We start from the raw sequence: 13065 nt of genomic DNA, 5'->3' as shown, positions 1-13065 counted from the left end.
CCCCCGTAGACCGGCGGCCCCCGCGCTCAGGATATGCCGGGGGTACGACGGCACCGGCGGCGCGGTGGCCGAACCGGCCGGGGAGGAGCCGCGGCCGGTCATCCGCCACGGCGGTCCGTCCCCTCCGCGGATCACGGTCTCGCGCAAGGCACCGGCGCCCGCGCGGGGCCGGTGCCCCCGGGCACGGCGGACGGCCCCGCGCGGCAGGGCTGACGGCCCCGCTCAGGAGGCCTCTCGGAGGGACTCGGTGTCCGAGAGGAGTCGCATCACGCGTCGGGCCGTCGCCGCGTCCCGGGCCGCGGTGAAGGGCAGGGAGTTGCCGCCGGTGATGCGGAACGGCTCACCGTCGAGGGTGAGATGGGCGCCGCCCGCCTCCTCCACCAGCAGCAGTCCGGCCGCGTGGTCCCAGGCCGCCTCCCAGGAGAACGCGGTGGCGTCCACCTCGCCCCGGGCGACGGCGAGATACTCCAGCCCGGCCGATCCGCAGGGGCGCGGGGCCACGCCGTCGCTCCACAGCGGCAGCAGGGCGCGCTTTTGTTCGTCGGTCGTGTACAGGGGGTGCGAGGTGGCCACCGTCAGGGCGCGGCCGGGCTCGGGCGGTCCGGCGAACAGCCGCTCGCCGTCGAGGAAGGCGCCGCCGCCGCGCACCGCCGTGGCCAGTTGGCCGCGGGCCGGGGCGTAGGTCCAGGAGGCGAGCAGCACTCCGTGCCGGACGAGGGCGACCAGGGTGCAGAAGCCGTCGTCGCCGTGCACGAACTGACGGGTCCCGTCGACCGGGTCGACGATCCAGACCGGCGTGTCGCCCTGTATCGCCCGGTACGTGGCCGGGTCGGCGTGCACGGCTTCCTCGCCGACGACGACCGATCCGGGCAGCAGGGCGCCGAGGGCCGAGGTGAGGAACAGTTCGGCGTTGCGGTCGGCGTCCGTCACCAGGTCGTGCGGGCCGGCCTTCTGGTCGATCTCGTGCTCCGCGAGCTGCCGGAAGCGGGGCATGATCTCGGCCGCGGCGGCCTCGCGGACCGCTTCCTCCACGTCGGCGTGGTGGCGGGCGAGAAACTCGTCGATGGTTTCCTTGTCTTCGATCATGCCTCCATGAGAGCACGCCCCACTGACAATCCCCGCCCGCCCGGTGCATCCCGGGTGGAATCGGGATGAAGAGCGGGGGGCGGGGGCGACCCGCGGGTGGCCGGCGGCCGACCGCGGTCAGCGGCCGACCGCGTATCCCTGCATCCCGCGCGGGTTGGCGGCCGCCGACAGCACGCCGGTCGCCGGGTCGCGGGCGACCGCGCACAGCCGGCCCTCGGACCAGGGGTCGCCGAGGGTGACGTCATGGCCGCGCCGCCGCAGCTCCCGGACCACCTCCGCGGGCATGCGGGACTCCACCGTGACGCTGCCCGGCCGCATCCCGCGCGGGTGGAACGAGCCGGGGAAGGCGTCGTTGTGCCAGTTCGGGGCGTCGATCGCGCCCTGGAGGTCGAGACCGCCGCGGACGGGCGGGCGGAGCGCGACGGCGAGCAGGAAGTGCAGCTGCCACTGGTCCTGCTGGTCTCCGCCGGGGGTGCCGAAGGCCAGCACGGGCGTCCCGTCGCGCAGGGCGATCGAGGGAGTGAGGGTGGTGCGCGGGCGGCGGCCGGGCGTCAGCGAGTTCGGCAGCCCCTCCTCCAGCCAGGTCATCTGCAACCGGGTGCCGAGCGGGAAGCCCAGCTCGGGCACGACCGGGTTGGACTGGAGCCAGCCGCCGCTGGGCGTGGCGGCGACCATGTTGCCCCAGCGGTCGACGACGTCCAGGTGGCAGGTGTCCCCGCGGGTCTCTCCCGAGGCGGTGACCTGCGGTTCGCCCGGCACGGGGGACGTGGGGGGCTTGGCGACCGTCGGCTCGCCGGCGCCCATGGGGCTGAAGCCGGGGTCGTCGTCGGCCACCACGTGCGCGTGCCCGCTCAGCCGGGGGGTGCGTCCGCCGGGGCTGCCGGGCCGCAGCTCGTACGACGCCCGGTCGCCGATCAGCCGCCGCCGGCGGGCGTTGTAGTCGGCGTCGAGCAGGTCGGCCAGCGGGACTTCGGCCGCGTCGCCGTACCAGGCCTCGCGGTCGGCCATGGCGAGTTTGCAGCCCTCGATCAGGAGGTGGACGTAGTCGGCGGATCCCTGGGCGGGCAACTCGGACGGCAGCAGGGCGAGTTGCTGGAGCAGGACCGGTCCCTGGCTCCAGGGTCCGGCCTTGCAGACGGTCCAGCCGTTCCAGTCGTGGGTCGCCGGCGCCTCGTACGTCGCGGACCAGCCGGCGAGGTCGGCGGCCGTGAGGGTTCCGGTGTGGCGTTCGCCGCTGGTGTCCAGGGTGGGCCGGGCGGCCTGCCGGACGAGCGCCTCGGCGACGAATCCGGTCCGCCACACCTCCCGGGCGGCGTCGATCCGCGCCTCCCGGCCGCCCGCGCCGGCGGTCTCGGCGAGCAGCCGCTTCCAGGTGGCGGCGAGGGCGGGGTTGCGCAGCAGTTCCCCCGGCCGCGGCGGCCTTCCGTGCGGCAGATAGACCTGTGCCGACGAGGTCCACTCCGTCTCGAAGAGCCGCCGCACGGTCTCGACGGTCGCGCCGACGTTGTCCACGGGCGGGTGTCCGTGCTCGGCGTAGCCGATGGCGTACTTCAGCACGCCGTCGAGGGACTTGGTGCCGTGGTCGCGCAGCAGGAGCATCCAGGCGTCGAACGCGCCGGGCACCGCGGCGGCGAGGGGTCCCGTGCCGGGCACGAGGTCGAGGCCCAGTCCCCGGTAGTGCGCGACGGTCGCGCCCGCCGGCGCCACGCCCTGCCCGCACAGCACCCGCACCTCGCCGCCGGCCGGGGCGAGGAGGATCGGCGCCTCGCCGGCGGGCCCGTTGAGGTGCGGTTCGACGACGTGCAGGACGAAGGCCGCGGCGACGGCCGCGTCGAAGGCGTTGCCGTCGTCCTCCAGGACCGCCGTCGCCGACTGCGCGGCCAGCCAGTGGGTGGCGGAGACCATGCCGAAGGTTCCCTGGAGCGTGGGCCGGGTGGTGAACCGCATTCCTCGCCGTCTCCCCGTGGTGCGTCGTCGGTGCCGCGTCACCGTCTCGCCGTGGCGCGTCGTCGGAAACGCGTCACAGTATGCATGAGCGCGAAAACGCCCTCTCCTCCCGTTTTGCCCGCTTGCGTACCGATGGACCGTCAATGCCGGGGACCTGACACGCCCTTCGTCACCGCCCGTGCACGCAGCGAGTTTTCGCTTCCGCCCCACAGGGAGTCGTGTGACACTGGCGTCCACCGTCCGCACTGCGGACCCTGTCCGCACCGTCCCCCACGAAAGTGCGCCGTGCGCTCTCTCCCGCTGCCGCTCGCCCTCACCGCGCGCCTGTCCCCCGTGGCCGTGCTCGCCTGCGCGGGCTGGGCGCTGACGTCCGGACCGCTCACCGCCACCCAGGACACCGCGGCCAAGGACACGCAGAAGACCCGGTCCGAGAAGGCGTCCGAACCGGCCACGACGGCCGTGTCCAAGACGTACGGGACCGCGCCCGCCCCCTGCACGAGTCTGGCGGCGAAGACGATCACCACGTTGGTGCCGGGCGTCAAGCCGGCCGGCAAGGAGATCCCGTCCACGGACACCGGGCTGCGCCGCACCTGCTCGTGGAACGCGCTCAAGGGGTACGACTACCGCTGGCTCGACGTCTCCTTCGAGATCACGGACTCGGACGAGGAGGCGCAGCGGTCGTACAAGGAGCGCATCAAGGAGAAGAGCGGCGGCGGGGCCGTTCCGGGGCTCGGGAACACGGCCTACTCCGTGGTCAATCTGACGACGGAGGACAAGCAGCAGACCCGGGAGGGCGTCGTCATCGCCCAGGTGGCCAACGCGCTGGTCGTCGTCAACTACAACGGCAGCGACTTCGAGTCGAAGAAGGCGCCCTCCACCGACGAGATCAACAAGGGCGCGATCAGGGCGGCGAAGGAAGCGGCGGCCGCCCTCCAGAACGGGCCGAAGGCCTGATACCCCGTCCGCCGCGCGTGCCACGACGGCCGCAGGAGCGTGCGCGCTCCTGCGGCCGTTCTCCGTGCGCGGGCCGTCCCGCCGGTCAGCCGGCGGTCTCCTCCCGGCGGCCGCGCAGCAGCATCAGGGCCAGGTAGACGACGGTGGAGGTGCCCAGGCCGACCGCCCAGCCGTAGTCGGCGAGGGGCTCCAGCGCCGGGACGGGCCGGCCGTCGATCAGCGGCTTGAGACTGGCGCCGCCGACGGCGAGGACGCCGCCGGCGACGAAGGCGGCCACGGCCCGCCAGTTCCAGCCGGCCTCGTACCAGTAGCGGCCGCCCGCGCGGTACAGGTCGGCCAGGTCGAGCCTGCCGCGGCGCAGGATCCAGTAGTCGGCGATGAGGATGCCGGCGACCGTGCCGAGCAGACCGCCCACCAGGCCGAGCCAGGTGAAGATGTAGCCCTGCGGGTCGGAGTACAGCTTCCACGGGAAGATCAGCACGCCCAGGACGCAGGTCGCCAGGGCGCCGGTGCGGAAACTGATCCTGCGGGGCGCGATGTTGGAGAAGTCGAAGGCGGGCGAGACGAGGTTGGCGGCGACGTTCACCGACAGGGTCGCCACCAGCACGGTCACCAGCGCGAACAGCAGCCCGAAGACGTTGTCCGTCTTGGCGGCGAGCTGTACCGGGTCCCAGACGGCCTTGCCGTACACGGCCTGCGAGCCGGAGGTGACCAGCACCGACAGCAGCGCGAACAGCGTCATCGTCGTGGGAAGGCCGAGCGCCTGTCCCCAGGTCTGCGCCTTCTGCGACCGGCCGTAGCGGGTGAAGTCGGGGATGTTCAGCGACAGCGTCGACCAGAAGCCGATCATGCCCATCAGCGACGGCCAGAACAGCTTCCAGAAGTCGCCGCCCCAGCCCAGCTCGGAGGGCTGGTCCAGCAGCGGGCCGAACCCGCCCGCCTTGTCGCTCATCCAGATCAGCATCACGAGCGCGCCGACGAGGACGAAGGGCGCGGCCCAGTTCTCGAAGCGGCGGATGGTCTCCATGCCCCGGTAGATGATCGCGACCTGGATCGCCCAGAAGATCGCGAACGACAGCCACATGGTCCAGGGGTGGCCGCCGATCGTCCCGGCGTCGGCCCAGCCGTTGCCGATCAGCTTCCCGGCGAGGAAGAAGATCGCCTCGCCGCCGATCCAGGTCTGGATGCCGAACCAGCCGCACGCCACCAACGCCCGTACGACGGCGGGCAGGTTGGCGCCGCGCACGCCGAAGGAGGCGCGGGCGAAGACCGGGAAGGGGATGCCGTACTTCGGCCCCGCGTGCCCGGTGAGCAGCATCGGGACCAGCACGATGAGGTTGGCCAGGCCGATGGTGAACACCGCCTGCTTCCAGTCCATGCCGACGGCGATCAGACCGGAGGCCAGGGTCCACGACGCCGTGTTGTGGGCCATGCCGACCCACAGCGCGGAGAAGTTGTACGTGGTCCAGGTGCGCTTCTCCACGGGGACCGGGAGCAGGTCCTCGTTGGCGTAGGGGCCGCTGGGCGGCGGTGAGCCCGGGGCGAGCTCCACGCGTCCGTCGGGACGGGTGACTTGGCCGGCCAGGGGTATGGCCGTGGGAGCGGTGTCGGTCATGAGCAGGCCAATCAAACGAGGGGCGGATCCGGAAAGGCCGTGCGGGGTCTCCGGGTCCCCTCCTCCGGGGAGGTGGAGGAGGGGAGAACAGGAGTGGGGGGTTGGGGAGTTGCGCCTGAAGGCGGGTGGGCGGGCCCCTGGGGACGGGCCGGGTCAGCCGCTGACGGCGGGGATGACGGTCGCGCCGTAGGCGTCGATGGTGGCCTCCTGGGCGTCGTGCATGTCGTAGAGGGCGAACTGGTCGACGCCCAGCTCGCGCAGCGCCGTCAGCTTCTCGATGTGCTTGGCGACCGGTCCGATGACGCAGAACCGGTCGACGATCTCGTCGGGCACGAACGCGGTGTCGGGGTTGTCGGCCCGCCCGTGGTGCGAGTAGTCGTACCCCTCACGGGACTTGATGTAGTCGGTGAGTTCGTCGGGGACGGCGGCGGAGTGCGCGCCGTACTTGGACACGAGGTCGGCGACGTGGTTGCCGACCATGCCGCCGAACCAGCGGCACTGCTCCCGCGCGTGGGCGAGCGCCCCCGGCGAGTCGTCCTCGGTGACGTAGGCCGGGGCGGCGACGCAGATCTTCACCTCGGACGGGTCGCGTCCGGCGGCGACGGCGGCGTCCTTGACGGCCTTCACCATGTACTCGGTGAGGTAGAGGTCGGAGAGCTGGAGGATGAAGCCGTCGGCCTCCTCGCCGGTCATCTTCAGCGCCTTGGGGCCGTAGGCGGCCATCCACACGGGCAGGTGCGCGTCTTCCCTGATCCAGGGGAACCGGACGACCGTGCCGCCGAGGTCGGCCTCCCGGCCCGAGCCGAGCGCCCGGATGACCTTCATGGCCTCGCTGATCCGGGCCAGCGTGTTCGGGGCGCGGCCGGCGACGCGCATCGCGGAGTCGCCGCGGCCGATGCCGCACACCGTGCGGTTGCCGAACATGTCGTTGAGGGTGGCGAAGGTGGAGGCGGTGACCTCCCAGGTGCGGGTGCCGGGGTTCGTCACCATCGGGCCGACCGTCAGCCTGCTCGTGTTGGCCAGGATCTGGCTGTAGATCACGAACGGCTCCTGCCAGAGCACGGCGGAGTCGAAGGTCCAGCCGTGGGTGAAGCCGTTGTGCTCGGCGCGCTGCATCAGCTCGACGACGCGTGAGGCCGGCGGGTCGGTCTGCAGGACGAGTCCGAAGTCCATGTGCGCTGCTCCTAGTCGAGGTACTGGCAGGTGGAGCGCGGGGTGTAGACGCCGTGACCGGCGCGTCCGGTGTACTCCCGCTCGGTGATGACGAGTTCGCCGCGCGACAGGACCGTCTCGACGCGGCCGGTGAGCCGTTTGCCCTCGTACGCCGAGTAGTCGACGTTCATGTGGTGGGTCTCGGCGGAGACGACCTGTTCGGCGTGCGGGTCGTAGATGACGACGTCGGCGTCGGCACCCGGGGCGAGGGTGCCCTTCTTGGGGTACATGCCGAACATGCGGGCCGGGGTGGCGCAGGCGATCTCGATCCAGCGGCGGCGGCTGATGTGCCCGTCGACGACGGCCTGGTGGAGCAGGTCCATGCGGTTCTCGACGCCCGGCAGACCGTTGGGGATCTTCGAGAAGTCGCCCCGGCCGAGTTCCTTCTGGCCCACGAAGCAGAAGGGGCAGTGGTCGGTGGAGACGACCTGGAGGTCGTTGGTGCGCAGGCCCCGCCACAGTGCGGCCTGGTGCTCCCTGGGCCGCAGGGGTGTGGAGCACACGTACTTGGAGCCCTCGAAGCCGGGCTCGGCGAGGTTGTCCGTGGACAGGAACAGGTACTGCGGACAGGTCTCGCCGAAGACGGGCAGCCCTTCGTCGCGCGCGCGGGCCAATTCCGCGACGGCCTCCGTCGCCGACACGTGCACCACGTACAGCGGGGCCCCGGCGACCTGCGCGAGCCTGATGGCGCGGTGGGTGGCCTCGGCCTCCAGGAGGGCCTTGCGGACCTCGCCGTGGTACCTCGGGTCGGTCTCGCCGCGGGCCAGCGCCTGCTCGACGAGGACGTCGATGGCGATGCCGTTCTCCGCGTGCATCATGATCAGCCCGCCGTTCTCGGCGGAGCGCTGCATGGCGCGCAGGATCTGGCCGTCGTCGCTGTAGAAGACGCCGGGGTAGGCCATGAACTGCTTGAAGGAGGTGACGCCTTCCTGCACCAGCAGGTCCATCTCCTTGAGCGTGTCCTGGTTCACGTCGGAGACGATCATGTGGAAGCCGTAGTCGATCGCGCAGTTGCCCTCCGCCTTGGCGTGCCAGGCGTCGAGGCCCTCGCGCAGGCCGCGCCCGACGCTCTGCACCGCGAAGTCCACGATGGTCGTCGTGCCGCCCCAGGCGGCCGCCCGGGTGCCGGTCTCGAAGGTGTCGGAGGCGGAGGTGCCGCCGAACGGCAGCTCCATGTGGGTGTGGACGTCGACCCCGCCCGGGATGACGTACTTCCCGGTGGCGTCGACGACCCGCTCGGCGGTCCAGGCCGCGGCGGCCGGGGTGCCGGAGGCGGCGAGGGCGGCGATCCGGCCGTCCTCGATCAGGACGTCGGCGTGGATCTCGTCGGACGCGGTGATGACGAGACCACCCCGGATGACGGTTCGGCTGCTCATACTCCCTCTCCTGCCGTGTTCAACACTGGTGTCGTGCCCGGAGGGCGCCGCCGGCCCGGCCCCCGCGCACCGGACCGGCGGCGGCTGCGGCCGGTTACGGCGCGGTGAGCGGGGGGTAGGCGTCGGGGCGGCGGTCCCGGTAGAACTGCCAGCGGTCGCGCACCTCGCGCAGCTTGGCCATGTCCAGGTCGCGGACGACGAGTTCGCTCTCCTTGTCGCTCGCCACCTCCCCGACGAACTGGGCCTCCGGGTCCACGAAGTACGACGTCCCGTAGAAGTCGTTGTCGCCGAGCTCCTCCACGCCGACCCGGTTGATCGCGGCGACGAAGTACTCGTTGGCGACCGCTGCCGCCGGCTGCTCCAGCTGCCACAGGTAGGCGGACAGGCCGCGCGAGGTCGCCGACGGGTTGAAGACGATCTCCGCGCCCTCCAGCCCCAGCGCCCGCCACCCCTCGGGGAAGTGGCGGTCGTAGCAGATGTAGACGCCGACCTTGCCGACCGCCGTCTCGAAGACCGGCCAGCCCGCGTTCCCGGGCCGGAAGTAGAACTTCTCCCAGAAGCCCTTCACCTGCGGGATGTGGTGCTTGCGGTACTTGCCCAGGTAGGAGCCGTCCGCGTCGATCACGGCGGCGGTGTTGTAGAGGACGCCCGGCTGCTCCTCCTCGTACATCGGCAGCACCAGCACGATGCCGTACTCCTCGGCGAGCGCCTGGAACCTCCGCACGATCGGCCCGTCCGGGATCCGCTCGGCGTACTCGTAGAACTGCGGGTCCTGGACCTGGCAGAAGTACGGCCCGTAGAACAGCTCCTGGAAGCACAGGATGCGAGCGCCCTGCGCGGCCGCGTCGCGGACCGCCTGCTCGTGGACCTGGATCATCGATTCCTTGTCGCCGGTCCAGGCCGTCTGGAAGACGGCGGCACGGATCACTTGGCTCATCGGGACCTCCGGTCGCTCGGTGTACGAGGAGCCTAGGAAGCCCGCCGGTCCGCTCTGAGTGGCACGTTGTCACGCCTGAGGGCGTCCGGCGTGCCACCGTGTCACGTCTTCGACGCCCCATGCATCATCACCGTTTTCCCAGGTCGTTCCATGTTTCCGGGTCGTTTCCGGGTCGCTTTCCCGGGCGAGGGTCAGCTTTGCTGCGCGTCGTGCGCGAGGAGCGCGATGTGCACCGAGGCGGCCTGTTCGAAGTCGTCGAGGTCCACGCCGAGCCGGCCCTCTATGGCCTCCAGCCGCCGGTACAGCGCGGGCCGCGACACGTGGTGGAGCTGTGCGGTGCGGGACTTGTTGCGGCCGGTGGCCAGATAGGTCCGCAGGACGGCGAGCAGGTCGTCGCCGGCCGCGCACAGCAGCCCGTCCAGCTCGCGCTCGGCGAACGACTGCACATGCGGGTCGTCCCGCAACAGCCGTACCAGGCCCCGCAGATGGACGTCCCTGAGCCGGACGACGGCCGGGAGGTCGAGCGCGGCCGCGGAGTCGGCCACGGCGTCGGCGACGTGCTGGGCCTCGCGCAGCCCGGCCGGCACCTCGTCCCACGCGGTGCGCGGGCCGGCCGCCGCGACGACGGTGCGGGGCTTGCCCGACTCGGTGCGCAGCCGGGCCGCGAAGCGGACGGCGAGCGCCTCGGCGTCCTGGTCGCGGGCGAGGCTGAGCAGGACGGCGGTGGCCCCGTCGGCGAGTTCGGCGACCAGCCCCGGCAGGCCCAGCAGCCGCAGCGTGCGCTCGATGCGGGCCGGGTCGCGGTCGCGCACGACGAGCGGCACGAAGGTGCGCCGGTTGACGGGCAGGCCGGCCGCCCGGGCCCGGGGCAGCAGATGGCGGGCCGGCACGACGCCGGAGACCAGGTCGGTGAGCAGACTCTGCGCGGACTGCTCCTCCCACGAGTGGGCGGCGGCCCCGCCGAGCATGCGGTGCAGGACGAGGGCCTCGGCCGCCCGGTCCGCGAGCAGCCGTCCGCCCGCGGTGTCGCCGCGGTGGCCGCAGAGCATGATCTGCCCCCACCGTTCGCCGCGTCCGCCCAGCTCGGCGCGGATCCAGCCGTCGCCCTCGCTGCCTCCGGCCTGGCGGGCGATGCGCTCCCAGTCCCGCAGCACGTCGTCGACCGCCGAGCGCTCCCCCGCCGTGGCCAGCACCCGGTGGGCGAGGTTGGTGACGACGACGGGGCAGGCGGCGTGCTGGGCGATCTCGTCGAGCAGCCGTTGCAGCGGGGCGCCCGCGGTGATCAGGGCCGTCAGCGCGGTCCGCACGGCCTCCGAGAGGCTGACGGCGGCGAACTTGCGCCGCACCAGCCGGGACTGGACCTCCTCGGTCAGCTCGGCGAAGGGGAACGGGCGGTGCAGGACCACCATCGGCAGTCCGCACCGCTCGGCGGCGCGCCGCATCACGTCCGGCGCGGTGGGGAAGGCCCGGCCGAGGCCCAGCACGACGGCCGCGGCCTCCGCGCGGTGCAGGGAGCGGATGTACTCGGTCTGCGCGGTGTCGTCGCCGGCGAGCAGCACTCCGGTGGTCAGGACCATCTCCCCGCCGCTGAGCATCACGCCGACGTCGGCCGCCTCGGCGACGTGCACCCAGCGCACCGGCCGGTCGAGCTGCGACGCGCCGGCCACCACCTCGGGCTCCCCCGCCAGCACCCTTTCCAGGGCCAGGACCTGACGGACCGACAGTGCGGGCTCCAGCGGCTCCACGGGACCCCAGGGATCCAGGGCGATGGTCATTGGCGTGTGTTCCCTTGGCTCAGGCCGTGCGCTACTGCGTGCTCCTCAGCGCGCCTTCGAGGACGGCGGCGCCCTCCTCGGCCTCCGCCACGGTCAGGGACAGCGGCGGGGCGATGCGCAGCGCGCTCGTGTCGTGGCCGCCGCCCTTGCCGATCAGCAGGCCCCCTTCACGTGCGGCCTCCAGCACGGCGGACGCGCGGTCGGGGTCGGCCAGGCCGGTGCCGGGACGGGTCAGCTCGACGCCGATCATCAGCCCGCGCCCGCGCACCTCCCGCACGCCCGGATCCTGGGCGGCGACGGCCCGCAGCCGCTCGATGAGCAGTCCGCCGACCCGGCGCGCGTTGCCCTGGAGGTCGTGCTCCAGCAGGTAGGAGAGGTTGGCGAGGGCGGCGGCCATGGTGACCTGGGTGCCGCCGAAGGTGGAGATGCTGTTGGCGTCCAGGCAGTTCATGATCTCGGAGCGGGCGACGACCCCGCCGACGGACATGCCGTTGCCGATGCCCTTGGCGAAGGTGACGATGTCCGGCGGACCGTTGCGGGCGTGCGCCTGCCAGCCCCAGAAGTGGTCGCCGGTGCGGCCCCAGCCGGTCTGCACCTCGTCGGCGATCCACAGGATGCCGTGCGCGTCCAGCACCTCGCGGAAGGCCGCGTACAGACCGTCCGGCGGCGACGTGAAGCCGCCGACCCCCTGGACGGGCTCGGCGATCAGGGCCGCGGGCGCGCGGGTGTGCCCCAGCAGGTCCTTCAGGTCCGCGACGCAGGCGTCGATGAACGCCGCGTCGTCGAGGTGCGCGAACGGGCCGCGGCCGCGCACCCCGCCGTGCACGTACAGCGTCTGGAGCGGGGACAGCGAGGTCGGCGACCAGCCGCGGTTGCCGGTGATGCCGACCGCGCTGAAGGAACGCCCGTGGTAGCTGTTGCGCATGGCCAGGACGGTGTTGCTGCGCCGGAAGGCCGTGGCGAGCAGCAGCGCCGTGTCGTTGGCCTCGGTGCCGGACGTGGTGAAGAAGACGCGGGCGTCGGGGATGCCGCTGACGTGCGCGATCCGCTCGGCCAGCTCGACCATGGGCCGGTTGAGGTAGAGCGTGGAGGAGTGGACGATGCGCCCGGCCTGCTCGCCGACCGCCTTGGTGACCTCGGGCAGCGCGTGCGCGGTCATCGTGGTGAGGATGCCGCCGAAGAAGTCGAGGTACTTGTTCCCCTCGGCGTCCCAGACGTGCCGGCCCTCCCCGTGGGTGATCTCCAGCGGGTTCTCGTAGTAGAGGGCGAGCCAGTCGGGCAGGACGAGGCGGTGGCGGTCGTGGAGTTCGCTCACGGCTGCACCAGCCCGTCGTAGGCGTCGGGGCGGCGGTCCCGGTAGAAGGCCCACTGCTGACGGACCTCCTCGACGAGGTCGAAGTCGAGGTCGCGGACGACGAGTTCCTCGTCCTTGTCGCTCGCGACGTCGCCGACGAACTTGCCGCGCGGGTCGACGAAGTACGAGGTCCCGTAGAAGTCGTTGTCGCCGTACTCCTCGACGCCGACGCGGTTGATCGCGGCGACGAAGTACTCGTTGGCGACGGCGGCCGCCGGCTGCTCCAGCTGCCACAGGTGGGCGGACAGACCGCGGTGGGTGGCGGACGGGTTGTACACCAACTGCGCGCCCTGGAGGCCGAGTTGCCGCCAGCCCTCGGGGAAGTGGCGGTCGTAGCAGATGTAGACGCCGACCTTGCCGACGGCGGTGTCGAAGACGGGCCAGCCGGCGTTGCCCGGCCGGAAGTAGTACTTCTCCCAGAAGCCCTTCACCTGCGGGATGTGGTGCTTGCGGTACTTGCCGAGGTAGGAGCCGTCCGCGTCGATCACGGCGGCGGTGTTGTAGTAGAAACCGGACTGCTCGACCTCGAAGACCGGGACGACGACGACCATGCCCGTCTCACGAGCCAGCTCCTGCATCCGGCGCACGGTCGGCCCGTCGGGGACCGGCTCGGCCCAGCGGTAGTGCTCCGGCTCCTGGACCTGACAGAAGTACGGAGCGTTGAAGACCTCCTGGAACCCGATGATCTTCGCGCCCCGGCGGGCCGCCTCGCGGGCGTGCTCCTCGTGTTTCGCCACCATGGACTCGGTGTCGCCGGTCCAGGTGGCCTGGACCAGTGCGGCACGTACGACGTTGGCCATGAGCTGCTC

Annotated in this window: 10 protein-coding genes; 1 reads left to right on the top strand and 9 read right to left on the bottom strand. The window is 72.2% G+C overall.

Annotated features, from left to right (window positions below; genetic code table 11):
- Window positions 1-222 precede the first annotated feature (222 nt).
- Together OG802_RS28755 and OG802_RS28750 are read right to left on the bottom strand one after the other, a co-directional pair.
- Window positions 223-1086: an inositol monophosphatase family protein gene (locus OG802_RS28755; RefSeq protein WP_329415085.1), complete on the bottom strand. Its 864-nt coding sequence runs from the start codon at window positions 1084-1086 to the stop codon at window positions 223-225.
- A gap of 117 nt (window positions 1087-1203) precedes the next feature.
- The gene (locus tag OG802_RS28750) at window positions 1204-3033 is read right to left on the bottom strand and encodes a gamma-glutamyltransferase family protein (protein WP_329415083.1); all 1830 of its coding nucleotides are present in this window, start codon (window positions 3031-3033) and stop codon (window positions 1204-1206) included.
- Between the two features lie 285 nt (window positions 3034-3318).
- On the opposite strand from OG802_RS28750, the gene OG802_RS28745 reads away from it, so the two are divergent.
- On the top strand, window positions 3319-3987 hold the full coding sequence (locus tag OG802_RS28745; RefSeq protein WP_329415082.1) for a hypothetical protein: 669 nt from the start codon (window positions 3319-3321) through the stop codon (window positions 3985-3987).
- 85 nt (window positions 3988-4072) lie between these two features.
- Here OG802_RS28745 and OG802_RS28740 read toward each other — a convergent pair whose 3' ends face one another.
- The 7 genes from OG802_RS28740 to OG802_RS28710 form a co-directional block, all read right to left on the bottom strand.
- The gene (locus OG802_RS28740; protein ID WP_329415081.1) at window positions 4073-5602 is read right to left on the bottom strand and encodes an NCS1 family nucleobase:cation symporter-1; all 1530 of its coding nucleotides are present in this window, start codon (window positions 5600-5602) and stop codon (window positions 4073-4075) included.
- Between the two features lie 153 nt (window positions 5603-5755).
- Window positions 5756-6775: a TIGR03842 family LLM class F420-dependent oxidoreductase gene (locus OG802_RS28735; protein ID WP_329415080.1), complete on the bottom strand. Its 1020-nt coding sequence runs from the start codon at window positions 6773-6775 to the stop codon at window positions 5756-5758.
- Between the two features lie 11 nt (window positions 6776-6786).
- Entirely contained in the window at window positions 6787-8190 is a 1404-nt protein-coding gene (gene hydA / locus OG802_RS28730; protein WP_329415078.1) for a dihydropyrimidinase, read from the bottom strand.
- A 94-nt stretch (window positions 8191-8284) separates the two neighbouring features.
- Window positions 8285-9127, bottom strand: coding sequence for a nitrilase-related carbon-nitrogen hydrolase (locus tag OG802_RS28725; RefSeq protein WP_329415074.1), 843 nt, complete (start codon window positions 9125-9127; stop codon window positions 8285-8287).
- 191 nt (window positions 9128-9318) lie between these two features.
- Window positions 9319-10902 (bottom strand): PucR family transcriptional regulator, encoded by a 1584-nt coding sequence (locus tag OG802_RS28720; RefSeq protein WP_329415070.1) that lies wholly within the window; start codon window positions 10900-10902, stop codon window positions 9319-9321.
- Window positions 10903-10933: 31 nt separating this feature from the next.
- Window positions 10934-12217 carry an aspartate aminotransferase family protein gene (locus tag OG802_RS28715; protein ID WP_329415067.1) on the bottom strand — a complete coding sequence of 428 codons (1284 nt, stop codon included), beginning with the start codon at window positions 12215-12217 and terminating at the stop codon, window positions 10934-10936.
- The gene (locus OG802_RS28710) at window positions 12214-13056 is read right to left on the bottom strand and encodes a nitrilase-related carbon-nitrogen hydrolase (RefSeq protein WP_329415066.1); all 843 of its coding nucleotides are present in this window, start codon (window positions 13054-13056) and stop codon (window positions 12214-12216) included. Before OG802_RS28710 ends, OG802_RS28715 begins: the two co-directional genes overlap by 4 nt.
- Window positions 13057-13065: the final 9 nt, after the last annotated feature.

Origin of the sequence: Streptomyces sp. NBC_00704, assembly GCF_036226605.1 — a bacterium.
Lineage (GTDB): Bacteria > Actinomycetota > Actinomycetes > Streptomycetales > Streptomycetaceae > Streptomyces.
This window is presented reverse-complemented; position numbering and strand designations above follow the sequence as displayed.

Excerpts from the sequence above, each read along its gene's own strand:
- OG802_RS28755 (WP_329415085.1), bottom strand. The coding sequence starts at position 1,086 with ATGATCGAAGACAAGGAAACCATCGACGAGTTTCTCGCCCGCCACCAC.
- OG802_RS28750 (WP_329415083.1), bottom strand. The coding sequence starts at position 3,033 with ATGCGGTTCACCACCCGGCCCACGCTCCAGGGAACCTTCGGCATGGTC.
- OG802_RS28740 (WP_329415081.1), bottom strand. The coding sequence starts at position 5,602 with ATGACCGACACCGCTCCCACGGCCATACCCCTGGCCGGCCAAGTCACC.
- OG802_RS28735 (WP_329415080.1), bottom strand. The coding sequence starts at position 6,775 with ATGGACTTCGGACTCGTCCTGCAGACCGACCCGCCGGCCTCACGCGTC.
- hydA (WP_329415078.1), bottom strand. The coding sequence starts at position 8,190 with ATGAGCAGCCGAACCGTCATCCGGGGTGGTCTCGTCATCACCGCGTCC.
- OG802_RS28725 (WP_329415074.1), bottom strand. The coding sequence starts at position 9,127 with ATGAGCCAAGTGATCCGTGCCGCCGTCTTCCAGACGGCCTGGACCGGC.
- OG802_RS28720 (WP_329415070.1), bottom strand. The coding sequence starts at position 10,902 with ATGACCATCGCCCTGGATCCCTGGGGTCCCGTGGAGCCGCTGGAGCCC.
- OG802_RS28710 (WP_329415066.1), bottom strand. The coding sequence starts at position 13,056 with ATGGCCAACGTCGTACGTGCCGCACTGGTCCAGGCCACCTGGACCGGC.